General features: G+C 45.2%; 18 protein-coding genes. 3 read left to right on the plus strand and 15 right to left on the minus strand.

Translation table 11 applies throughout. The features are described from left to right. Window positions 1–287: 287 nt before the first annotated feature. Together FRZ54_RS05375 and FRZ54_RS05380 are read left to right on the plus strand one after the other, a co-directional pair. Window positions 288–2,063 carry an ABC transporter ATP-binding protein gene (locus FRZ54_RS05375; RefSeq protein WP_147030621.1) on the plus strand — a complete coding sequence of 592 codons (1,776 nt, stop codon included), beginning with the start codon at window positions 288–290 and terminating at the stop codon, window positions 2,061–2,063. Window positions 2,064–2,160: 97 nt separating this feature from the next. After that, window positions 2,161–3,126: a glycosyltransferase family 2 protein gene (locus FRZ54_RS05380; protein WP_147030622.1), complete on the plus strand. Its 966-nt coding sequence runs from the start codon at window positions 2,161–2,163 to the stop codon at window positions 3,124–3,126. A gap of 41 nt (window positions 3,127–3,167) precedes the next feature. Here the strand turns inward: FRZ54_RS05380 and FRZ54_RS05385 are convergent, their stop codons facing one another. The 13 genes from FRZ54_RS05385 to FRZ54_RS05440 all read right to left on the minus strand — a co-directional run bounded on the left by FRZ54_RS05385 (window position 3,168) and on the right by FRZ54_RS05440 (window position 20,213). After that, window positions 3,168–3,512 (minus strand): phage holin family protein, encoded by a 345-nt coding sequence (locus FRZ54_RS05385; protein ID WP_147030623.1) that lies wholly within the window; start codon window positions 3,510–3,512, stop codon window positions 3,168–3,170. Between the two features lie 33 nt (window positions 3,513–3,545). Then, entirely contained in the window at window positions 3,546–5,840 is a 2,295-nt protein-coding gene (tamL, locus tag FRZ54_RS05390; RefSeq protein WP_147030624.1) for a translocation and assembly module lipoprotein TamL, read from the minus strand. An 18-nt stretch (window positions 5,841–5,858) separates the two neighbouring features. Continuing rightward, on the minus strand, window positions 5,859–10,994 hold the full coding sequence (locus FRZ54_RS05395) for a translocation/assembly module TamB domain-containing protein (RefSeq protein WP_147030625.1): 5,136 nt from the start codon (window positions 10,992–10,994) through the stop codon (window positions 5,859–5,861). A gap of 149 nt (window positions 10,995–11,143) precedes the next feature. Then, window positions 11,144–11,314 carry a hypothetical protein gene (locus FRZ54_RS24370; RefSeq protein ID WP_187359755.1) on the minus strand — a complete coding sequence of 57 codons (171 nt, stop codon included), beginning with the start codon at window positions 11,312–11,314 and terminating at the stop codon, window positions 11,144–11,146. Continuing rightward, window positions 11,301–11,597, minus strand: coding sequence for a Rossmann-fold NAD(P)-binding domain-containing protein (locus FRZ54_RS24945; RefSeq protein ID WP_147034417.1), 297 nt, complete (start codon window positions 11,595–11,597; stop codon window positions 11,301–11,303). The genes FRZ54_RS24370 and FRZ54_RS24945 overlap by 14 nt, the downstream gene beginning before the upstream one ends. Window positions 11,598–11,816: 219 nt before the next feature. Further along, entirely contained in the window at window positions 11,817–13,025 is a 1,209-nt protein-coding gene (locus FRZ54_RS05405; RefSeq protein ID WP_147030626.1) for an efflux RND transporter periplasmic adaptor subunit, read from the minus strand. Next, window positions 13,018–14,265 (minus strand): HlyD family efflux transporter periplasmic adaptor subunit, encoded by a 1,248-nt coding sequence (locus FRZ54_RS05410; protein ID WP_187359757.1) that lies wholly within the window; start codon window positions 14,263–14,265, stop codon window positions 13,018–13,020. The genes FRZ54_RS05405 and FRZ54_RS05410 overlap by 8 nt, the downstream gene beginning before the upstream one ends. Beyond that, entirely contained in the window at window positions 14,252–15,478 is a 1,227-nt protein-coding gene (locus FRZ54_RS05415; RefSeq protein ID WP_147030628.1) for a TolC family protein, read from the minus strand. Before FRZ54_RS05415 ends, FRZ54_RS05410 begins: the two co-directional genes overlap by 14 nt. Beyond that, entirely contained in the window at window positions 15,475–17,367 is a 1,893-nt protein-coding gene (locus FRZ54_RS24820) for an efflux RND transporter permease subunit (protein ID WP_147030629.1), read from the minus strand. The genes FRZ54_RS05415 and FRZ54_RS24820 overlap by 4 nt, the downstream gene beginning before the upstream one ends. Next, window positions 17,364–18,638: an efflux RND transporter permease subunit gene (locus FRZ54_RS24825; protein ID WP_147030630.1), complete on the minus strand. Its 1,275-nt coding sequence runs from the start codon at window positions 18,636–18,638 to the stop codon at window positions 17,364–17,366. Before FRZ54_RS24825 ends, FRZ54_RS24820 begins: the two co-directional genes overlap by 4 nt. Then, on the minus strand, window positions 18,635–18,868 hold the full coding sequence (locus FRZ54_RS05430; RefSeq protein ID WP_147030631.1) for a heavy metal-binding domain-containing protein: 234 nt from the start codon (window positions 18,866–18,868) through the stop codon (window positions 18,635–18,637). Before FRZ54_RS05430 ends, FRZ54_RS24825 begins: the two co-directional genes overlap by 4 nt. A 117-nt stretch (window positions 18,869–18,985) precedes the next feature. Further along, window positions 18,986–19,369, minus strand: coding sequence for an HYC_CC_PP family protein (locus FRZ54_RS05435; protein ID WP_147030632.1), 384 nt, complete (start codon window positions 19,367–19,369; stop codon window positions 18,986–18,988). Between the two features lie 352 nt (window positions 19,370–19,721). Then, the gene (locus tag FRZ54_RS05440) at window positions 19,722–20,213 is read right to left on the minus strand and encodes a TPM domain-containing protein (RefSeq protein ID WP_147030633.1); all 492 of its coding nucleotides are present in this window, start codon (window positions 20,211–20,213) and stop codon (window positions 19,722–19,724) included. A gap of 128 nt (window positions 20,214–20,341) precedes the next feature. Here FRZ54_RS05440 and FRZ54_RS05445 point away from each other — a divergent pair. Further along, window positions 20,342–21,579, plus strand: a protein-coding gene (locus FRZ54_RS05445) for an IS3 family transposase (RefSeq protein ID WP_147034418.1) whose coding sequence is annotated in 2 segments (ribosomal slippage) — window positions 20,342–20,675 and window positions 20,675–21,579 — 1,239 coding nt in all. Because the reading frame shifts where the segments join, the coding sequence is not laid out codon by codon here. Window positions 21,580–21,649: 70 nt separating this feature from the next. On the opposite strand, the gene FRZ54_RS05450 is transcribed toward FRZ54_RS05445, so the two are convergent. Further along, entirely contained in the window at window positions 21,650–22,123 is a 474-nt protein-coding gene (locus FRZ54_RS05450) for a carboxymuconolactone decarboxylase family protein (RefSeq protein WP_147030634.1), read from the minus strand. Between the two features lie 121 nt (window positions 22,124–22,244). Further along, entirely contained in the window at window positions 22,245–23,471 is a 1,227-nt protein-coding gene (locus FRZ54_RS05455) for an RNA polymerase sigma factor (RefSeq protein WP_147030635.1), read from the minus strand. Window positions 23,472–23,575 lie beyond the last annotated feature (104 nt).

The raw sequence follows: 23,575 nt of genomic DNA on the forward strand, positions 1-23,575 counted from the left end.
TGTCTTCGCTCGCAGGCAGCAAAAACCGGTTTTATTTTTGCTTTACATGCTAAAGGAAATCATCGCTATTAACTATTGCATAAACACAACATTAATTATAGCTAAACTACATATTTTAATTTAAAAACCCTTTCTTTTGAATAACCGGCGTCTTTATTAAAAAATCCAATGTAAAAACGGCTGATTGCCACAACATCATTTGACGCGTAAACAAGTATTATGTACTTTTATTTTTACGGGACATCTTCCCGTGTAAACATTTATCATCTAAATAATTCACAGATCATTTGAGTTTCAAACGTAATTTCCTGGCTTTTTTACGGGATCTTAAACGATCGGTGGTATTGCTTTGGACAGTGGATAAAAAGGTAAGCCGCATCAGCATTTTGCTGCAGCTTTTCCAGGCCTTTCTTCCTATAGCATCGCTGTATTTTATGAAGAGCATGATAGAGGCTGTCCTACATCATTACGCCACCTTTTACCCCATTTTGCCCTTTATCGCGGGATACGCGCTTACGCAACTGATGATCGTGTGCATCAACCAGTACTCATCGTTTATCGATATTAAGCATCAGCATAAGATCACCGATAAGTTATCGGGCGAAATATTACAAAAAGCTATTGAGGTGGATTACGAATACTACGAAAACCCATTGTACCATGATACCTTACATTTAGCCCAGCAGCAGGCCGCCTATAAAATACCGCAGGTGCTTAAAGACTTTAACGCCATGCTGGTCAACATACTGTCGCTGGCGTTCCTGGTAGGATTTTTCTTTACCATACATGCATTGTTCGGGCTTTTTCTGATGGTTGTATTTATACCATTAGCAGTTACCAAATGGTATTCGGGTTTCAAATTGCTCCAATTGGAAAAAAAATTCGTGCCGATGGAACGTGAAGCCAATTACCTGAACCAAACGCTGACCAGTGTAAACCCTGCCAAGGAAGTACGGGTATTTGGTTACGGGAACAGCTTCATAAAAAAATTCATGAACATCCGGGCAATTATACACCATGAAAAAACCACGCTGCACGCTAAACTTACCTGGTATAATTTTTTAGCTGAAGCGGGCGAAGTGATCGCCATGAGTTTTGTTTTTGCCCTGCTCGCCGAATATACGTGGGAAAAGATAATCACCTTAGGCGTGTTCGTTATTTACCTGCAGGGATTCCAGCGGTTGCAGGCATCGTCTAAAGGTTTTCTACAGGCCCTTGTTCAGCTATTCCAGCAAAGACTTTTTTTACGGGACCTTTTCGCATTCTTAGACCTCAAAACATCAAAAGTGAATACCAGCACGGCGCCATTCCCTCCTGCGGCAGCCGGCCTTAAGGTAACAAGCCTGTCGTTTGCTTACCCGGGTACAGGCAAATTAGTGCTCGACGGGATATCATTGGTGTGCAAACCCGGCAAGATCGTCGCATTGGTAGGCGAAAATGGTTCGGGAAAAACCACGTTGATAAAACTGCTGGCGCGTTTGTATGAAACGCAAACCGGCGATATTAAAATTAACGGCACCGATATAGATCAGATCGAATTGAATGCTTTCCGGAAGAAATCAGTGTTCCTGTTCCAGGATTTTGAAAAGTATTTTTTAAGTATCGAAGACAATATAACGCTGGGGGATAACGACGGCGGTAAAATGGAAAAAGATGTAGAGCGGGCAGCCCAATTGGCGCAGGCGCATGATTTTATTGTAAGACTAAGTAAAGGCTACAAAACCCGAATAGGCCGGTACTTTAAGGACAGCGAACAACTGAGCGGTGGCCAGTGGCAAAAGCTGGCGTTGTCAAGAATATTTTACCGCGACACGAACCTGGTGGTACTGGATGAGCCGACCAGCTCACTTGACCCTAATGCCGAATTCGAAGTGTTTGAGAACCTGAAAAATAACCTGAAAGATCAAATGATAATTGTAGTGACCCACCGCTTATATAATTTGAAGATTGCCGATCACATTTACTTGCTGAAGGATGGCTGCATCAACCAGGAAGGTGATTTTGAAACCCTGGTTAAAGAAGATGGTGAGTTTAAAAAAATGTATTCGAGGCAAAAGCTTTGACGGTTTCCCGAGATCGATTCAAGAATAATTTTTAATTGCCCCGAAGGCCGCCTATATTAGTTACCACACCGGCCCGTCATCATAATTCCGGATCATCATGCCTCATCATACTTTGTCTGTTATTATTCCTACCAAAAACCGGCCCGAGTTGTTAAAAAGGGCTATGCTGTCTGTCGCTATACAGGATTATCCCGGCTTTGAGGTGTGTATAGTCGACAATAATAGCAGCCAAAAAACGAACGGGCAAACCAGGGAAATCGTCGGAGAATTTGAAAAGAATTACCCGGCCATAACATGGCGTTATATACACAGCAATAAAAAGTTTGCATCGGGTGCACGGAACGACGGCATGGATGCTTCGTCGGGGGACCACATCATTTTTTTAGACGATGACGACGAATTGCTGGCTGATAGCATAAAAATACGGATGAATAATATGCTTGCCGACCCCTGTCTTGCGTTGCTGTATTGCGGGGGTTATTCAAAAATATATCCGTATCCCTTCAAAATATACCGCTATTATCATTACAATAAGGCCCTGCACACCGAAAGGTTATTGATGATGTCGTGCTCATCCATTATGATCAATAAAAAAATATTTGCGGCCAACCACCTCCGGTTTGACGAGGAGCAAAGCCGTATGGATGATTACGACCTGTGTAAAATGATAATCAGGCTGGGGCTTAAAGTAAGGTCGATACCCGAACCACTGGTGCTTATCCACCTTCATCCCGAAACAAGAATATCATCGCAGAAGGTTATAAATTACGATTTCAAAAATGCACTGATCAGGCGATGGGGGCCGGCTGAAGCAGATACTGTATTTCACTACGCCGAGGCGGTAGCCATATGGCGCAAGTGCTTTGGAATTGAAGAGCAGTCGTTCGCGGAGATTAAAAAAGCCCTCCGAAACGACTTTAACCGGAGCCCTACTTTGGCATTCAGGCTGAAATTTATGATCGTAAGTATTAGTCCTTTTCTTTTTTTAACCCTTTATCACATTGCGCTTTTTATATCTCAATCTTATAAAAACCGTATTGCTTATTCAGCGGAAAGAGCATAATTACGCGGGCAGATAGAGGGGCTATTAAGTGTTGTTAACTTTTACAGGTGTCTAAAAAATTTCCGCACCACGAAATTAACGATGGTCTTTTCAATATTCTTTTTAAAGATCTTCGTGACAAGGAATATTACAAGGAATAAGACGAACACACAACCAAAGCCTGCCCAAAACGAGCCAAGTATATCCGAAAGATAAAAACCAAGCGTAAGGCTGGCAAAGCCAATGATGAAAAGGACGCAAATTATTTGTGCAACATCCGTTATGATTTCTCCTGCAACAGACGAGCCTTTATCCAACGCCTCATATTTTGCCAGTTTGATACTGGTTTTTGCATACCCTTTTGCCTGGTCGATAACCGAAACCGGTCTTTTGTCTTTCTCTTCCATAACTTGGTTATTTTGAATTTATATACAAACTCGTCAGAAAGGGTAACCTATTGCGAGGTTGAACACTAAGTTCTGGCTTCGCCACGATGAACTGCCGAAGTCGATCTTATTGATCACGTTGCGTTGTCCGGCGGGAAGATAAGGTTCAATGATCGGGAAGCCTACATCGGTACGCAGCACCAGCACCGTAAAATTGAACCTTAGGCCAAACCCGGCGTCGGCGGCCATCTGGCTCAAAAATTTTTTTCCGAAAGCCGCTCCGGGCAAATTAGGGTTACTGCGAAGCAGCCATATATTGCCGGCATCCAAAAACAGCGCACCTTCAACAATGCTGAACAGTTTTGGCCTGTATTCCATATTAGCCTCGATCTTTATATCGCCCGACTCATCGGGTAAAAAAGCACTTCCCTGCGTAAGAGCGGCAGGTATGGCATAGGAACCCGGACCTATTGCGTGTGCCTGGAAACCACGCAAACTATTGGCCCCGCCAATAAAAAACTGCTGCGTATAAGGCAGCACTGTCGAGTTGCCGTAAGGCAGCCCCACGTTCACCATCAGCCGGGTAGCCAGCTTGCTGTTAGGGCCAAGCTTGTGAAAAAACCGTAGTTCGTTCTCCAGTTTTACATATTGATTGAACGGCGTGCCAAATAATTTACGCACCTTGCCCGCCAATGTATCGGCACCTGTGAGCAACCCATACAAGTTGCCCGAAAGGCTTATTTTTCCGTTATAATAAAATGTATTTACCCGGTTTTCTTCGGTCGTATTGGTATAAGTATAACTATAGGTGGGACCAAAAGTAAATTGCCTGTCTATTACGTGCGCAAGCGTGGGGTTCCGGGTATTTTTAATGCTGTCCAGGTATACCTGGCTTACGTGGGCCGCATCCACGTAGTTGATAACCAGCAGATTCAACTCATCCTGTTTGTGCAGGCTCGGTTTCCATTGGTAACCAAATGATCCGGTAAACGAATTAAGCGTATATAACTGGGTGCGGTTAACAAGTGTATATCCTGTAGAAAAAATAGTATGCGGAACAAAGGCATTATTGGTGGTGAGATTGAAGGGACTTATAAACCTGGGCCACGATACCGATGGCTGTATACCCAGCTGGTATACGTTGTAGCCTTTGTTGTATTTACCAAATTGAATGTCGGAGCTGCCGAACAGGGTCAGCGTAAAAAGCTCGGCTCCTTTGAAGGTGTTCCTGTTTCGGAAATTGATATTGATCTGCGTACCGTCGTAATTGGCGGAGGTCGACCTGGCCAATATTTCAGCCTGTAATGACTTACGCTTGTTTTGAGTTAAGAAGTAGTAAACATCCAGGAAAGCCGAATCGGGTGTGACATCCTCGAACCTGTTCTTCACAAATTTGAAGGGGCCCAGTTCGATCAGCCTGCTTAGCGAGTTATTGTGCTCGGTCCGGTTATAGATATCGCCGGGATGGAGCAGTATGCTATTTTTAAAAGTAAATGGACGTACAGTATTTTTTGGGTCGATGACATTATACCAGCGATATTTTACAGCCGAGTCAAGCTTTAACGCCGTATCCCTTAGCGTATAATGCGGATAAACATATATGTCCCTTATCTTGTATATCCAACGTGCCTCGTCCGGCGTTTCATCCTTAACTTTGACAAACATATCCACTTTATGCCCGGCCACTGTGCTGTCGTACCGCATGATCAGGTCCTCAGGAGCAAAGTAATAGAAACCTTCCTCTTTTAACCTCGCATCTATCCGTATACGTTCGGCCTTAATGACATCCAGGTTAAACTTGTCCCCAACTTTCAGCAGCGTTTGCTTATTGGTCCCGGCAACCGCGGTATCCAGGTCGTCATTGTCCGTAGGGAAAGTTATCTTATTATAGTGGTAAGCCGGGCCGGTTTGTATGGTATATATTGCCTTGGCTATTTTCTTTTTGCTCGTGGTATCGCCCGCTACCTGCGCCACAAAATAGCCTTCATTCTGTAGCCGGTTTTGCAATATGCTTGCATTCTTATCAACGTCCACGGCGCTTATCAATACAGGGGGTTCGCCAATGTGGGTGTTCAGGTAATGCCTTAAGCCCCGTCGTTTGTTGGTCCTGGTTTTGTTGTATACCCATAACTTAAACCTTAACCCCAGGATCTTGGCATTAGGCTTTGGTCGCAGCAAGGTCTTCAATTCATCTTTAAGCGCGTCGGCATCCCCCTTGTCGGCGCTTTTGTCGGTTATTTTCACTTCACCGCCATCGTATAGCTTTTGCCCGGGCTGCAAATACTTGGTAGTGCTGCAAGCGCTTGTAAAAAATGCCACTAAAATTATTAAGTATCTAAACCTGGTCATGTTTTATCGGGATTATCATCAGGGTTCATCCGTAGGCTCAACTATACCGGCCATATCAGCGTCCGCCTGTTTGTCTGCTTCCTTTTGCTCTTTCTTTTTTTCTTTCTGGTCCTTATTGTACTCTTTCTGCAATTCCCTGTCCCTTTTTGGCCTCCTTTTGAACAATTCGCTGAAACGATTAAAATCATACGTCAGTGAAAAGCCCACGCCGGTTTCTACCACTTGTCCTTCTATCACTATAAATTCGTCTTTGCGATAGGCACGGATACGGTACCTGCCGTCCTTGGTAAGTAAATAGTTTACCGATACGTTGCCTGCAATGTCTGTTGTTTTTTGCCCTGGCTGGTTCTGCCCTTCCAGATTAAAGTTATTGCCTACGGTCACCGTAACCCTGTCATTAAGAAAAGATTTGGATAAACCAACATCCAGGTCGGTGCGGTTTTGCTGTACACCGGTAGAATAATCTGCTCCTGAGGTCAGGTTGAAACTTAACTGCACACCGCCTATCAGGTCGCCTGCCAATCTGTTCAACTGATCGGATAACAGGCTGCTTACGCTGTTCCGTATAGTGCCTGCTATGCCTGTACTTCCTCCCTGGCTCTGCAACGGGTTATCCCCAATGAAATGTCCCAGTATTAATACCCCCAATACTTGTTTATTCAATTCATTAGGATCCTGCCGCACCTGGTCCAGGCGGGTATCTACCGTAGAAACAACCTGGGGAGATACGGTATAAGAGCTATCGGGCAAAATAATATCGAAGGTTATGTCAGGCTTTAACAATTGGTTCCGCATGATGAGGTTAACATTAAACGGAAGCTTTTGCTTATACATGGTCATATTCTGAACATCGCCGCCCAATTGGTCGCTTACCAGGTCGATAGGCGGTACGTTGGCCACATAAATAGCCGTCAGGTCTACCGTAGCAGTTGTCGGGTCGCCCGACCAGGTAATTGTACTTCCTTTCTTGAAAAGGAACTTGCGTTTCACTGATGCATACGAAAGATTATAAGACCCCTGATCGACCGCGTATGTACCGGTCAGGTTTATTTTGCCGCTCGGGTCTATCGCGGCGTTCAACTGCGCATCTCCTTTTAGCTGCACCACATCGCCGTTACGTTCATCAACCACGATAGTAAAGTTTGCTTCTTTACTTACTCTTATCGTAGCTGATACATCCAAACCCCTTACGTTGCTCTTCCGAAGTGAGTCCAATTGTTTTGCAAGAAATATAGAGTCGAGCTTCGGTGCTTTCGGGTTGATAACCTCGACCACGCCTTTCCTGTCCTCTATACTCGGGTCATCGGTGGGCAGTACAATGGTCATATCTGTCTTGTCGTTGATCGTCAGGTTGGCATCAACAACAGGTTTATCCATATTTCCCCGAACAGTTATCCGGCTGTTCAGGAAAAGCTTGCCGTAATAGAGCTTATTGTCATCTTGCGTTGAGTTGATCACCCGGAAGTTGTCGGTGGTAATATCCAGTCCAAACCGGAAATCGGTAAAGGTTTTGGTGTAAACACCACCCGCTACTACTGCCTTGTTCCCAAGCGAATCGATCATCGTGAAATCATTGAATATGATACCGTCGTTATTGAAGGTGATGCTTTCCTTAGGCATGGTGAAATAGGAATTGAGCATAGCTACGTTGAAACCTACCTGGTTAAAGTTGACATCACCCCTTACTACCGGAGCCGACGTTGTTCCGCTGATCTTTAACTGCCCGCTTAGATTGCCCTTCGCATTTTTAATGCTCCCAAAAGTGAATCCCTCAATACTTTTCATATTAAGCCTGGCAATGTCCAGATTCAGGTCGAACGTGCTAGCCGGCGTGGCGTAGTAAAGCCCGCTGAGGTTTACCTGGTTTCCTTTGCCCGTTATGCGTACATCGGCGGCGTAGGCATTTTGCGTTTGGTTATTTACTTTCAACGCTATATCGCCTACGGTATCGCCTTTAAAACTAAAATCGTGTATGTTGAGTGCCGAAGTAAAATGCATATTAGTTTGCAGGTCGCGGATGTGTGCGTCGCCGTTTATTACTCCTCCAACCTGCAGCGAATCCTGCTGTGCAGCCCGCGTTAATGTTTCGATCCGGAAATTTTTGAAGCTGATGGTCATAGGCGAATTCATTACCCGCGAATCGCTGTTCACACTTAGCACCTGGTTACTATTGCTGATGGCAAAATCCTTCGCCAAAATACCTTTGGTGCCAAAGTCCAGTTCGTTACCGGCATTAACGGCCCAGGGTGTATAATTGAGCACCAGGCCATCTTTCACAAAAGAGAATTTGTACTGGTCCGGCATAATGCTGAAAACACCGGCCACACGATACCGTTCTTTTTTTGCCGCGTCGCGTACCTGTAGCATCACGTTCAGTTTATTATTCTGTGCGTTTCCAGAAACACGGGTGTACAGCAGGTCGATTGACGACGAAAGCTTGATCTCATTCACCGCAAGATTATAATTAAGCGCATTGTTGCCGGTATTTATGGCGAGTTTCATGTTATCTACAATGGTGGTGCCGTATACAACTTTGGGCATAGTACCGTTCACCACCAGTTCACCGCTGCGGCTATCGAAGCGACCGTCGACATTTACAGGTTCGAGCGTTTTAAGGTCGGGCGCAAATTGGGTCACCAAAGGGGTTTTAACCGCGCGGATACTGAACGTGAAATGCTGCGGCGAATAGGCGCCTCTACCCTGCATAGTTTTACCGGCTGTACTGGTATTATAGTACTTATCTATTACATCCTGCATAGCGGGTCCTATTTCGGTCAGCTTATATTTTCCGGCCATATGCGCTGTCAGCATGGGGGTTTTCAGCCGCAGCGTGCTACTATCGGCATTAGCGGTGGAGACAAGGTTAATGCTATCCAACCTGATAACCTGTTGTTTTTGCGCTACTACCAGATCGGTAAGTTTAATGTTCGCATTTAAATAGCCGGGATCAGCCGTAGGTACATCGGCGATCAGTTTGCCATGGATTTTAAGCGCGTCGTTGCTTAAATGAAGTTTTTGCAGATCAACACTATCGACTACAATAATTGAATATACCGATGGGTATTTTTTGTTCATGTTCGCACGACCATTTAGGGCAAAATGAATATTCGGGTCGTTCATGTGCATGTTGGCAGTATACTTACCATCGTGCCCGGTAGCCGTGAGTACCAGGTTCTGATAGGTATAACCCTTAACATAGGCGCTGGCAACATTCCCGCTCACCTGCAAATTGGCGGTTTTGGGGTCTGTACCAGCTCCTTTAATGTTTAACGCTAATGTAATATTGCCTGCCGTTTTTGGTTGTTTTGTTAATGCCCCGACATTTAAGTTATTCGTTTTTATATTGGCTGAATATACTTCGTGACCTTTCTTATTGCCGTTCTTCATGGTGGCATCCAGGCCTACTGCGCCGTAGGAGGAACGTAGCATCATGCGGGTATTAAAATTATACATGCTGCCCTTAAATGTCCCCTTTAGGTTTAAAGCAGAAGGAACGCTTACCGACGATGGTAGCATTCCCGGCGAAACCAGTTTAGTTATGTCGCTGCTGCCGGTGCTTAAGTCATTTATCGTGAGATCAAAATATGATTTATTGATATCCGGCAATCCCCTGATAACGGCTGACGCTTTGATATGCGTTTTACTTAACCCTCTCACCTCAAGTTCGGGGATACGAAGATTGTTTACCTTGCCGATAACCCGTCCGTCGATCCTGAATACCGCATCAGGTGAATGTTTAAACGGCTCCATCGACGACATAGCGGGCATAAGTAGCAGCACATCTTTTAATCCGAGGCGACTGCCGTTAAGGTCGGCATTCACATACAACTTACCCGGATCTGTGCTTAAGGATTCGATAGAAGGGTAGCTCACCTGCAATTGTTTCTGCAATACCGTCTGCGGTGTTTCCAGGTACAGGTCGTTCAAATAGGAACTTTTCGGTCCGTATAAAAAGCTTGTATGAAATTTATTGACCCGCAGCCCGCTTTTTTCGGCAAAGGTAAGGGTGTTTATCCGGCCGGATATCGAATCAGGATTATAGGCCAGGTTCTCCATATCCACTTCAAGGCCGCGTATATGCATGTGCCCGAAATCGAGACCTTTGGCTACCGGGGCTGTTGCGTTATTGTCATACTTAATATCATCATTGGCAAAACTGATCTTAGCAATGGTAGCGCGCCAGCCTTTATCGCTTTTTGGCGACGCGACGAGTGTATCCAGTTTCTTTACCGCTTTAACAACCGCTTTTTTGACCGACTCAGGTTTGGCAAATGTGATCCCGGCTTTGGTGTCGTTAAGTTCGATAGTTTTTATGCCGACGTTTTGATTCTTCAGATCGATCTTATCCATTACCACCAACAACTTACCCAGGTCCACCAGCGAAGACATCTGGTTGCTTTGGTAATTCACCTTGATCTTTGAAATGTCGATAGTACCGAGGTCCAAAGTCATATTGATCGGTTTGGTGGCTGTATCAGGTGCCGTTACGGGCGTGGCTTTACCTTTCGGCGATTTTTGAATAATGTGTGCATCCACTCCTGAAAGGTTTATCTTCGGGATAGTGAACTTCATTTTGTCCATATCAAAATCTTTGATCCTGGTGTCGAAATGGCCGAGCAGGAATTTGATATCATTGCCCGTGATAGCGTCTTTGTAGGCGATGTTGATCTTGTCGAGTATGATCTTATCGACAGAAAATTTCATTGACGAGGATGTATCGGCCGGGGTTACAGGTTTTCTCTGCTCACCCGCAAAAGCTTTGATAATGTAGTCGAAATTAAAAACACTATCGGGCCCGCGGTTCACATTCATCGTGATACCATCAAGATTTATTTCGTTTACCTCTACCTGGTGGTGCAGCAGCTTAAGCATACTGACATCCACCTTCAGGTTGTCTCCGGCAATCAGGGTGTCTTTTTTCTGGTCCTCGAAATATACACCCTGCAGCACAATCAGTTTAGGCAGGCCCAATGAGATGTGCCCGATCGCTACTTTGGTGTGTATCTTTCCTTCGATAAAGGCAACTGCTTTGTTCTTGAGGTAATTCTGGACGGAGGGGATCTGGATCAAAATGATGACAAGCAGGACTAGGAAAAGAACACTTCCAATTATCCAGAGTATGGTTTTAAGGGCTATGCGTCCGATCCGTCTCAATTTTGTGAATTTTGAAAGTTGTAAAAATATCCATTCGTTTAGTGAATGCTTTTAGTACATCAACCGTAAAATGAATAACTTGTTTTTCGGGAATTCGGGTAAAAAGAATAGTAAGTGAGCTACTACATCAGAATTTCTTAAAGATGGGTTTAACAGGCATACGAAGAAGCAGCCAACAACGCAGCTTTGCAGCCGGCAAAGCTGGCCTGCGAGCTCAGCACGTCCATGTTTTGTGCCCTGGTGGTGCGCGGCAGCAAGTCGAGGCTAAACACTGCATTTCTCTGCTGTTTCCAGCTATTTATCCCGTCAAGGTGATACAAAGGCTGGCAAACGCCAATAACTGCCTTGTTTTTTGTCGAGAGAAGACAAATCGTCCGCGTGGATACTCAACAGCATATCTGCTCCCTTCAAAATTTCACTCCCCGATCTTATTTCCGCGCCGCTCATTCTGTAGTCTTCGTCAACACAAAACGCCTTAAGTCCGGCGTCCTTTTCAACCCAAACAGCGTGCGCCGATTTCGTTAAAACGGACACCTCTCCGGCAAGTAAGGATACTCCCGACTCAAAAGAGAGCTCTTTTAAATATCGATTATTATAGTAAATTTATTAGATGTATTACCTGGAAAGCGCGGGGGGGATTCTCATATACTTTCCCTTGTTATATGTATACGCAAGTTATGCCAATTTGTGTTACCACCGGCATCGTTTCGGCTACTTAATGGATTAGTGGTAATTTTATGCATTTTTTCTATAGCGGTAAGAATTTATACATGCATTGAAGGAATCGTTCACGCTGTATTTGCCCCTGCCGAAAGTATTGATTTACATTTTCATTCCACCCATTCCATTGTCGTTCCCATTTTTAAATATTGCTTCACTGTTCAGTAAATAAGCGTTATTGGTTACTACAATATCACCATGATTTAAGCCGGAAAGAACGGGCACGTAATTTGAGTTGCCGGTCCCGGTTTTAACCATTTTTGACGAAAAGCTACCGTCTGCATTCTTAACCCATACCTTGCTGCCTTTACCATCCGTCAGGATTGCGGAAGCAGGCACAGCCAAAGAACGGTTGCTGTTGCCTCCGATCGAGATATAGGCCAGCATACCGGGCCGTATCGTCCCTTGCGGATTGGAAATGCTGATCCTAATCAGGTCTACCTTAGAAGCATCCGATAATTCAGGATTAACAAATTCTATTTTTCCCGGGATAACCTTCCCATTCAGATCAGGAAAAGAAACGTTCACCAAAGCATTTTCCTGGCAGTTCCCGGCTTCACCGGCGTATAGCTGCGCCTCTATCCATAAATTATCGAGTGCCTGTGTTTTTAATATCATCATGCCCTCGGTTACGTAATCGCCTTCATGAACCGAAATACCGCTAACTGTTCCGCCAACTTTACTTAATATGGTTGTCGTGGCTGAAACTTTCCCTGAAGTAGCCAGGGTTTTGATCTGAATGGCTGATAAGCCCCATAATTGCAACTTATTCTCCGCAGCGTGGATCAGTTGCCCGTAATCCACATCCGGATTATGTAACACTTTTTGTTGCTGGATGGCCAGAAGGTATTCCTTTTCAGCTTCCTGTAAATCTTCGCTATAAATCGAATAAACGGGTTGCCCTGCAGTTATTTTTTCACCAACCGTCCTCACGAATAACTGCTGTACCCGGCCGGCCACTCTTGCACTCAACTCGGCTGTTGTATTTTCGTTGGCGGTAACCGTGCCGGTCAGTGTTTTTTCCAGCCCGGTATTTTCTTCCCGCACGGTATCCGTTTGGATGCCGGATAGCTGCAATTGCGTTGCCGTCAGGCTTATTTTATCGGAACTTCCGTTGCCGGCACCTGTTAGTTCTACCTTAATCAGTTTCATCCCGCAAACGGGGCAATTACCCGGATGCTTCTGGTGTACCTCCGGGTGCATGGAACAGGTATAATAGGCTTTGCTTTGCTGTTGGGCTATCTGTTGTGGTTTTGGCTTGCAGGCGGCCAAAAAAAATAAGAGCAATACTACTATTTTCAATTTATTCATGGCTTTGTGTCTTAATAAAACTTTCGCTGTCTGTTAAATATTGGGCGTTCGATGCCAGGCTATCCGTAACAGCCAGGCCCCTGGTGATCTGTATCTCAGAGTCATTTACTAACCCTGCACTAACCTGGTGGGCCTGGTAAGCAGCACCCTTTTTCAGCCAGACAATTTGTGTTCGGCCCAAATTGACCAACGCAGCCCTGGGTATCCATAAACCACTTGTTTGCCCGGTTTTTATTTCGGCTTTGACCAGACTGTTTGCTTTCAGCTCATGGTTCATATTATCCAGGTAAACCCGGATGCTCGTTGACTTATCACCTTGCTGTAAAATAGGTTCAATAAAATTTACCTTCCCAATAAGATTTTTGCCCGGCAGGTCAGGCAGTGAAATTTTAACCGACTGGTTTAATCTCACTGCTGCTACATCGGCAGGGTCAATTTTGATAACGGCCCATAGCCTGTGGGGATTAACCACATTAAACAGCGTTTGGCCTTTTTCGACATACATGCCTTCTTTGACCGCCAGGGGCAGGTTGTTGTAGAAACCAGAGGGCATTGCTGTTACAGCGGCACCTGGCATTTGGCTATGCGCCACGTCATGAACGTGCCCCTCGTAAGGGCTGTAAACCGGCAGGCTAAAAAAGGCTTTTCCTGTTTTGATAACCTGTTCAATTTGTGCGGAAGTCATGCCTAATAGCAATAATTTTTGTTTGGCTGCATGGGTCAATGCTGCTTCCTCCGGTGAGTTTTTGCTGATGTATAACAAATCCTGCTGGGCAGTCACCATCTCCTGGCTATAGATATCAAAGATGCGCTGCCCCCGATGTATATCCTGGAAGGCATATTTAATGTATAGCTTTTCAATACGCCCGGAAAAACGGGAAGCAATATTGTTAAATGTCCGTGTATCAAAATCCAGATAGCCGTCTGCTAAGATGGTGGTTTGGACTTCCTTTTGTGTAGGAGTAATGGCCCTGACTGTGGAAACAACGGATGAATTGACCGGTTGTAAAACGGTATTCAAACTTATGCCGGCGCCTTCACTGGCTTGTCCAGACTTTTTCACCAGCGTCATGCCACAGATCGGGCAGCCGCCCGGGTGGTCTTCCAATATCTGCGGGTGCATCGGGCAGGTATATTGTACTTCGCTTTTTGGCTGGGCACTGAATGCTGGGGGTTGCGGACGGGAACAGGCGCCGATAGCTACGGCTATTGCCAGCATGCTGATTTTAATTGCTTTCATTTTCCTTTTCATAAGCTACCTGTAAGATTAATACTTCCTGCAAAAGGTCCAAAGCGGTCATTCTTGCCGCTTGTAAATCATTGATGCTGTTTAATACCGACGGCAGATCGCCCGTATTCTGATCATACGCCAATAAGGCTGTTTTATAACTATTCTGCAAAGCCGGGATGATATGTTGATCGTAGTTATTCAATTGCCTTTTCTTACTGCCCATGGCCGTTCTCAATGAGGCAAGCTGCCCTTGCGCCTGGTTCAATATATCCCGCTTTTGCTGTTGCAACTCTTCCACTTCATAGCGGATACCCTTGATATTGGCCTTATATTCCTTTGAGGCCCAGGGTACAATGGGGATAGTGACAGAGGCCATGAGTATATATTGATTGGAATTACCGCCATAGGTAAACATATGCCCGGCCTGCAGGCCAAAATCAGGCTTACGCTTACTGTATTCCATTTGTGCATTCAATTGCTGCAGATCAATGTTCCGGCTGATGGCTTTAATATCGCTTCGTGCGCTTGCAAGGTCGGCCGTATCGGTTACCTTTAGTTCATAGTCCTTTAAATCAATATTGGTATCAATAGTAAAAGCTATTTGCTGATCCCTATCCATCAGCGTATTCAACAGGATATTCTTTTGGCTGATCTCGTTGTTGAGTTGCTCCCGGGTATTATCCAGTTCAAACAGCGCAGCCCTGGCTTTATAAATATTAGGCAGTCTTTCCTTATTATAGGTCAGCCGGATGTTCGCGTCCTTGAGGACGTATTCCAGTAAATCTTGTGTATGCTGTAACAAGGTTAGTTTCTTTTCCAATACCACCCGTTCATAATAGTACTGCCTGGCCTGGGCAAACAATTGATTTTTTAGATAGTTTTTATCGGCTGCTGTCACTTTGGACAGGCCTTTCATGTACGCTTCTTTTGCCCTTAACTTGGCCGGGTTGGTGAACATTTGCTCTGCCTGTATCATAAAAGAACCCATGTTAGGGTCCGGTCTGTACGGCGTCATATACTGACCGGCGGCGATTCTTGGGGCATCCAGGCTTTTGGCGCCGGTTGAGTAAGCATCCTGTGCTTTGGCTTTCGCATCAAAGGCCTGCAAGGCCGGATTGTTCGCTATCCGGGCGATAACACTGTCTAAGGACAGTCGCTGTGCCCTGGCGAAATTTGCCAGGCATAACAATGCTGCCAGTATGATCTGATATTTTTTCATCATTCCTTTACCTCCAATACTTCGAGCTTTCCGTATTTCCTTAACTCGTACTCTTTCACCATCAAAAAGATAAGCGGGGTAACCAACAAAATATGGGTGGAAGAAGTTAATACCCCGCCAATCATCGGCAGCACAATTGGCAGCATTACATCGCTGCCCGTGCCAGTTGCCCATAATACCGGCACTAAACCAAACAAGGCAACGCAAACCGTCATGAGTTTTGGGCGCAAACGTTTTACAGCACCATTCATGACATAAATCCGGAGATCTTCTTTAGTAATAGTCTGCTTGCTATTGCCCTTTAAAGTAACCAATTGCTGCATGGCATCATTCAAATATATGACCATGACAATACCGGTTTCCACGGCAATACCAAATAAGGCAATAAAGCCTACAGCCACGGCAACTGATAAGTGTACCCCAAAAAAGTACACCATGTAAGCCCCGCCGATGAGGGCAAATGGAATAGAGATGAGGCTGAAAAATGCTTCTCTTATCGAATGGAAAGCGAAATAAAGGCAGGCAAAAATAATGATCAGCACAACCGGCAATATCATCTTTAGGGTATGTTCTGCCCGTATCAAATTTTCATACTGGCCGCTCCATTCGATATAATAGCCTTTTGGCAACATTTTAACCATTGCATTTAACCTGTCCTGCGCTTCTTTTACTGTACTGCCCAGGTCGCGGTCGCGGACATTAAATAACACCGTGCCTCGTAGCAACGCATTCTCCGATTGAATCATGGCCGGTCCATCGCTGATCTTAATATCGGCAACGGACGATAGCGGTATGGGGCCGTTGCCGGCTGTTTGCACCAGTGTCCGTTTAATGACCTCCAGGTTATTTCTGTAGTCCTGCGCGAAACGGACATTGACACTAAAGCGCTGCCTGCCCTCTATTGTCCTGGTCAGGTTCATACCGCCCAAAGCACTTTCCACTACTTCATTCACATCATCCACGCTTAAACCATAACGGCCTATGGCCTCCTTATTGACCTTGATATCCAAATATCTGCCGCCGGTTATAGGATCAACATACAGATCTTTTACACCCTTTACGCCCTGCAAGGCCATCTTGATCTGATTAGATAAAGCGCTGATGGTATCCAGGTTCTGGCCATAAACTTTCAGGCCCACATCGGTTCGTATACCTGTCGACAACATATTGATACGGTTGATGATCGGCTGTGTCCAGCCGTTCACTACGCCCGGTATTTGCAGCTTGGCGTTTAGTTCGTTAATAATATCTTCCTTTTTGCGCCCCTTGCGCCATTCGTCTTTAGGTTTTAATAAAATGATGGTTTCCGTCATACTAATGGGCGAATTATCGGTAGCGGTATTGGCCCGCCCTGCCTTACCTAAAACGCTTTTTACTTCGGGTACGCTTTTGATAATCTTATCCTGCACCTGCAACAACTGTTTAGCCTCCGCATTAGAAACATCCGGCTGTGTTACCGGCATAAACAGGATAGTCCCCTCGTCTAAAGGTGGCATAAACTCGCTGCCTAAGCTTAATAACAAGGGAATACTGATCAGCAGGGCTATTACATTGATGGTTAACGTTGTCTTGCGCCAGGTAACGCACCATTTCAATACAGGCCGGTAAGCTTTTTCCAAACCCCGATTCAGTGGGTTGCGGTCATCCGTCCTCAATTTCCCTTTCAGGAAAAAAGAGATCAGCACCGGCGCCAGTGTTACCGCGAGGATAGCATCAATGGCCAGAATAAATGTTTTTGTCCACGCCAGAGGCCCAAACAATTTGCCTTCCTGTCCTTCCAATAGAAACACCGGCAGAAAGGAAGCAACAATGATGAGCGTGGAAAAGAACACACCACGCCCCACCTGCTTACAGGATGCTTCTATGATTTTAATTCGTTCTGCTGTGGTCATGACTTTTCTTTTTTTTGTGCGATGGATAAGTTCCGATGCGAGTTCTCGACCATCACTATCCCGTTATCAACGATCACCCCGATGGCCAAAGCGATACCGGTTAACGACATGATATTGGAACTGATACCAAAGGCATTTAGTAAAATGAAACTTGCCGCTATTGTGATTGGAATTTGAATAATAATACTCAAAGCACTGCGAAGGCTAAACAGGAACAGGATAACTATAATGGAAACAGTGATCATCTCTTCGATCAGCGTATGCTTTACAGAATTGACCGCACTTTCAATCAATTCGCTGCGGTCATACGCTATGTTAAAACTGACACCGGGAGGTAATCCTTTTTTAATATCAGCCATCTTATCCTTTACAGCATGGATCACCCTGTCGGCATTTTCGCCATAACGCATCACAACAATCCCCCCAACAGCTTCGCCGTCGCCGTTCCGGTCAAATATTCCCAGGCGTTCATCGCCGCCCATCTGTACGGTGGCCACATCTTTAATTTTTACCGGGATGGTGTTTATCGCCCCGATAGGGATTTGTTCGACATCGCCTAAGCTTTTGATATAACCCAGACCGCGGACAATATATCCCGTGCCGTTCATTTCAAACTTGCGTCCGCCAACATCGTTGTTATTGCTTTTTACCGCTTTGAGCACCTGCCCTAAGGGGATGTTATAATAATTAAGTTTATGCGGGTCAATAGTCACCTGGTATTGCTTTTCAAAGCCACCGAAAGAGGCTACTTCGCTGACACCGGGAACGGTTTGCAGGCTTAATTTTACATACCAGTCCTGTAACGCCCTTTGCTCACCCAGGTTCATACCTTTGGCATTAAGCGTATACCACAGCACATGGCCAACACCCGTGCCATCCGGCCCCAATGTGGGTGTAATCCCTTCGGGCAGCAAACGCTGCGCATAATTGAGCCTTTCCAGCACCCGGCTTCGCGCCCAGTAAACGTCTGCTTTGTCGTCGAAAACGATATACACAAAACTCATCCCGAACATGGAGGTCGCACGGATGGCTTTTACCTTTGGGATACCCTGGAGGTTGCTCACCAGCGGATAGGTCACCTGGTCTTCCATAATCTGCGGGCTGCGTCCCTGCCATTCGGTAAATACGATCACCTGGTTGTCTGACAGGTCGGGTATGGCATCGATCGGGTTTATACTGACCGAATAAGCTCCCCAAGCGAAAAGACCGATCGCGGTCAGCATAACAATATACCGGTTTTTCAATGACAAGGAAATCAGATAGTTGATCATGGCTTTGCTTTTTTTTCTACAAGGGTCATGCCGCATTTATGGCATTTCCCGGGTTTATCGGCAATTACTTCCGGGTGCATGGTACAAGTGTATTCCACTTTGCGTGTGCCCAAAGTTTTGGTGGTATCAGTTGCGGTGCCGCGGTTGACGGGTCGCTGCTGATCGCAGGCCGTTAAAAATAACAGGCCACAAATAGCAACAGTAGATGCCCAACAGGTTGCTTTTTTCATGTGCTGGTTGTTTCAAATAAATAGCATAAGGCAAGCCCTATACGTAATAACTAAAATAGTCGTGGATTAAAAGAAATGGGGGTGGCCGCATACAGGACGCAAGGGCCATTGCAACCCTCAGATCAGGTAAGTACAGTTGAGCGTATAAAATGGAATATCCGGGTGTACTGGTGGCGAGTTTGCACCGTAACGGGTGTTTGTGGATTGCTCTTTAAAAGGATTAACAGAAGCCCAGTGGATGATAGTGGGTAATAATGCCGGAGCGGGCGAACTAAACTCGAAGGCAGCCGTATTCACATGACTGTCTTTTACTTTGAAACTTTGCTTTTCGTGCTTGCAGCAATTATTCTTTTTTGCGGACGCTTCACCGGCGTTATCTGCCGCCCCATAGATTAGTGTAACAGAGGCGAGCTTGCCGCAGCAATAAAAACGGTTAACCCCGATACCCACCAGGGATAAAAGGTAAACTGCCGTTAATAAAATGAGGGCGGTCCGTTTCACGAATCAAAAATACTAAATTTATATGTGTTGCTAAAGTACCGTTAATACCTGAGACCGCTTTTATATAATTCCGTTAAAAATTTACATTCTATTGCAGTTGTCAACTTTCAGATTTTATAAATCGCTTTTTTGGAGATGCTGAACTTGGTGGCGTTAAAATAGGTCTATTTTAATAGCAGAAAATTAAATGGGCGCTGTTAAGAGGAGGAGTGAACCATAAAACATAAAAGCCTCAAAATCTAATGATTTCAGGCTTTTAACTTTCCGGGTAGCAGGAGGGCTTTTGAACTATGGCGTGAGCGTGGATGCTGAGAATCTGAATTGTTTAGTGTGGACGCTTAAACGGGCGGGGTTACTTCACTTGTGCAAGCTTATATTCTTTTTTAACTGCTTTTACCAAATCGGTCGCTGTTTCATCCAGTCCTTCGTAGTATTCGCCATTTTTAAAATGGGGTGTGATGTCATGTTTGATGATATTCCGGCATATCGCATTAGTAACGGTTTTTTGAATAGTTATACCCGTTATAACGGCCGCTTTGCCATCATCCATAGCAATTAACACCAGAAGATCATTGTCTGTGTCTTTGTTTCCTTCAGACCAGCTTAGGAGCAGTTTTCGTCCAAACGTCAGGATGTCGCTGTTGCCCACCGTTTTGATGATGATCACATCAATCCGCCCATTATGGGGGATATCAAGGGCCTTTAACCTGGCTGTAAGTTTGATTTTGGCGGTGTCGGATAATGTATTGGTATAATCGCCTATATAGCTGGGCGGCCGTGGCATATTTTGAGCCTTTAAAAAGAAAGGCAACAAGATAAGGCAAAACAGGATGACTTTTTTCATTGCATAAATATAGCAAAGTTTGTAGTCTCACCTTAGGCCCCCCTCTACGGGAGAGGGGCTTTTTTTTAACTGTCACGTCGTGAAAAAAAGTTGACTAATAAAAAGTCAACAAAATGAGTTACAAGGTAATTAAAGTAAAAGAGACAGCCTCGCAAGCCAAGTATAGCGAGGCATTCAAAAGAGCTGTGGTATTTGAGTATGAACGAGGGCTGCTCAACAAAGACCAGATTCAACTAAAGTACGGCATTAAAGGTAACTCCAGGGTATTGACCTGGTGCCGCAAGTATGGTAAATTGCACTATCCCAAAGCAGGTTCTTTGGGCCGTCCGATGAAAGATCCTCAGAAACAACGTATAAAAGACCTGGAGAAGCAATTAGCCGATGCCAAACTGAAGCTGGTTGCTTATGAAACGCTGATCGGGATCGCCGAACAGGCAGAAGGGATCAGTATCCTAAAAAAAGACGAAGCCAAACGATCCGGGAGCTTGCCAGAACCTACCCAAGAAAAGTAAGTATGTTCTGTGAGTTGTTTGGCTATAGCAAACAAGCTTACTATAAACAACAAGTCCATCATTATCTGACAGTCTGCAAAAAACAACAGGTAAAGTCGGTGGTATTGGATATACGCAGGCAGATGCCCAGGTTGGGTACGCGCAAGCTGTATCACTTGATAAAAAACGAAATAAGCATGGGCAGAGATAACCTGTTTAATCTGCTAAGAACAGAAGGGTTGCTGATTTATAAGAAAAAACGATATACGGTCACCACCAATTCAAAGCATTGGATGAGAAAATACCCGAACTTAATTAAGAGTGCAGAGCTTATCCGGCCTGAACAGGTATGGGTAGCTGACATTACTTACATTGATACAGCAGCAGACGGAAATGCTTATCTGCACCTGATCACTGATGCTTATTCCAAGCAAATCATGGGTTATGAATTATGTAGTAATATGGAAGCAGCATCTACTTTAAAAGCTTTGCAAATGGCAATAAAAAATAGAAAATATAAAGATGAACCGCTTATTCATCATTCAGACAGAGGACTGCAATACTGTAGTAAACTTTACACGGATTATCTTAAAGAGCATGGTATCAATATCAGTATGACCGAAAACGGTGATCCTTACGAAAATGCGATTGCTGAAAGAGTAAACGGCATTCTAAAAGATGAGTTTGGCTTGGCAGAGCAACTTAATAACATTGCAGAAGCATTGCAGCAAACCAGGCAGAGCATTACCAGATACAATACCATCCGGCCACACTTAAGCTGTTACATGCTTACCCCTGTGCAAATGCATCAACAAAAAGAGATCAAAATAAAATCCTACAACAAAAAAGCTCAAACATCTTTGGTGGATGTTTGAGCTTTTTTATCAATGTTTGTCCAATCAAAAATAGTCAACCTATTTTAGGACTACTCAATCTTATGTTATTCTATGCACTCTGCGTTGCAAACTGTCCCGGGTGGTAATCGCCTGCGGGGGTGCGGAAGGCGACGTTGATGCGGTTGAAGCAGTTGATGCCAAGCACAGCAAAGGTAAGGTCGACCAGTTCCTGTTCAGTAAACTGGCTGTTGGCCTGCTGATAAACGTCGTCGGGTACATTTTTATCCGTCAATTTGGTAACAGCCTCGGCCCAGGCGAGTGCGGCACGCTCGCGCAGGGTATAAAACGGCGCTTCACGCCATGCATCGAGCATGTATATGCGCTGCTCGGTCTCCCCGCCCGCCCGCAGGTCTTTCGAGTGCATATCCAGGCAAAAAGCGCAGCCGTTGATCTGCGATACCCTGTATTCGATCAGATGTAAAAGCTGCGGATCAAGGTCCGATCTTCTTAAATAACTGCCAAATCCAAATAACACTTTCATTGCGTTTTGTCCCTTGTTAAAAAAACTAATTCTCTGTTCCATTTTATTCTGTATTTGATTTATACCCTAATGACGACCGGGCAGTGCAGGATTGGACACCGGGCAGAATTTATTCTGAAAGGTTGGCTTTAGTACCGGCAAGATCTTTGAAACGGTTGCAAGTTTACAAGAGGTCGATCTTTCGCCGGATGGCTTCTTTGTCAGGGGTGTTTTTGGTGATCGAAAGGGCTTTCAGTAGGTTTTTACGGGCCATTTCGGTGTCGATACCGGTGTATAGATCGCCCAAAAGGATAAAATAAAAGGTGTAATTTTCCAGCGTCAACTGTTCCGCCTCCATGATAGCCTGTTCCTTACCCCTGGTTTTTGAAAGGGCATAAGTGCGGTTGAGGGCCGCCACCGGCGAATACTCGATAGCAAGTAATTGGTTATAGAGTTGCAAAACGCTTTCCCACTTTTCAATCGAATCGGTCTTTTGAGTGTTCCAGTAGGCAATACCGGCTTCGAGGTGGTATTTGGAAAGCGTGTCGCCGCTGGCTGCGCAATGGAAGAAATAACTGCCCCGACTAATAAGGTCGGTGTCCCAAAGGCTGGTATCCTGGTCGTCGTAAAGAACAAGTTCGCGATTCTTGCCGGTCCGCGCTTCGAATCGCGAAGCGTGAAAGAGCATCAGGGCCAGCAGGGCGTTTACAGTGGGTTTATTGGTTTCCCTGTTGTCGATCAGCATATAACAAAGGCGTATGGCCTCGAAGCAAAGTTCTTTGCGCAACACCTGGTTTTGGCTGACGGAATAATAGCCCTCATTAAAAAGCAGATAGATGGTACGCAGCACGGGGTCGAGTCTTTCATCCAATTCAGCAGCGCCGGGCAGTTCTATCCTTACCTTTCCTCCGCGGAGTTTTTCCTTCGCACGGAACAGGCGTTTGTTGATCGTGTCCTTATTACTGAGGAAGGCAGCGGCAATCTCGTCGATACCAAAACCGCAGAGTATACGAAGAGACAGGCCGATCTGAGCCTCCGCAGGGATAGATGGGTGACAAATGGCGAACATCATTTGCAATTGGCTGTCATTAATGTTCTGGGGCGAAAGGTCGATGTCCTGTTCGTACAATCCGGAAGAGGTATGGATAAGTTCGGGCCCCACTTTTTCGTTAAAGACCGTTTCGCGCTGCAAGTGGTTTCTGGCCTTGTTTTTGGCCACATTATACAGCCAGGCTACCGGGTTAGGCGGAATGCCGCGCATGGGCCAGGTTTGCGCAGCGGTAACGAAAGTATCGGCGGCAATATCTTCGGCAGTTTCTATCTGGTCGAACCCAAAGCGTTTGCAGAGCACCGCAACTATCTTTCGGTATTCTGTCCTAAAAAGGTGTATTATAAGTTCCGGTTGTTCCATTGCCGTAAAAAACGTCCGTGAACTTTGTGTCTCCCTTGCATTCTCTGTGGTTAATCTTTCGGGGCAATTAACCACAGAGGACACAAAGTTTTTCACAGAGGAGC

Origin of the sequence: Mucilaginibacter ginsenosidivorans (assembly GCF_007971025.1) — a bacterium.
In the GTDB taxonomy this organism is placed as follows: domain Bacteria; phylum Bacteroidota; class Bacteroidia; order Sphingobacteriales; family Sphingobacteriaceae; genus Mucilaginibacter; species Mucilaginibacter ginsenosidivorans.

Bases quoted from the DNA above. Each gene is read 5' to 3' on its own strand.
- FRZ54_RS05430 (WP_147030631.1), bottom strand. From the start codon at position 18,868: ATGAAAAAAGCAACCTGTTGGGCATCTACTGTTGCTATTTGTGGCCTG.
- FRZ54_RS05380 (WP_147030622.1), top strand. From the start codon at position 2,161: ATGCCTCATCATACTTTGTCTGTTATTATTCCTACCAAAAACCGGCCC.
- FRZ54_RS05450 (WP_147030634.1), bottom strand. From the start codon at position 22,123: ATGGAACAGAGAATTAGTTTTTTTAACAAGGGACAAAACGCAATGAAA.
- FRZ54_RS05385 (WP_147030623.1), bottom strand. From the start codon at position 3,512: ATGGAAGAGAAAGACAAAAGACCGGTTTCGGTTATCGACCAGGCAAAA.
- FRZ54_RS05440 (WP_147030633.1), bottom strand. From the start codon at position 20,213: ATGAAAAAAGTCATCCTGTTTTGCCTTATCTTGTTGCCTTTCTTTTTA.
- FRZ54_RS24820 (WP_147030629.1), bottom strand. From the start codon at position 17,367: ATGACCACAGCAGAACGAATTAAAATCATAGAAGCATCCTGTAAGCAG.
- tamL (WP_147030624.1), bottom strand. From the start codon at position 5,840: ATGACCAGGTTTAGATACTTAATAATTTTAGTGGCATTTTTTACAAGC.
- FRZ54_RS24825 (WP_147030630.1), bottom strand. From the start codon at position 18,638: ATGATCAACTATCTGATTTCCTTGTCATTGAAAAACCGGTATATTGTT.
- FRZ54_RS05415 (WP_147030628.1), bottom strand. From the start codon at position 15,478: ATGATGAAAAAATATCAGATCATACTGGCAGCATTGTTATGCCTGGCA.
- FRZ54_RS05455 (WP_147030635.1), bottom strand. From the start codon at position 23,471: ATGGAACAACCGGAACTTATAATACACCTTTTTAGGACAGAATACCGA.
- FRZ54_RS05405 (WP_147030626.1), bottom strand. From the start codon at position 13,025: ATGAATAAATTGAAAATAGTAGTATTGCTCTTATTTTTTTTGGCCGCC.
- FRZ54_RS05410 (WP_187359757.1), bottom strand. From the start codon at position 14,265: ATGAAAGCAATTAAAATCAGCATGCTGGCAATAGCCGTAGCTATCGGC.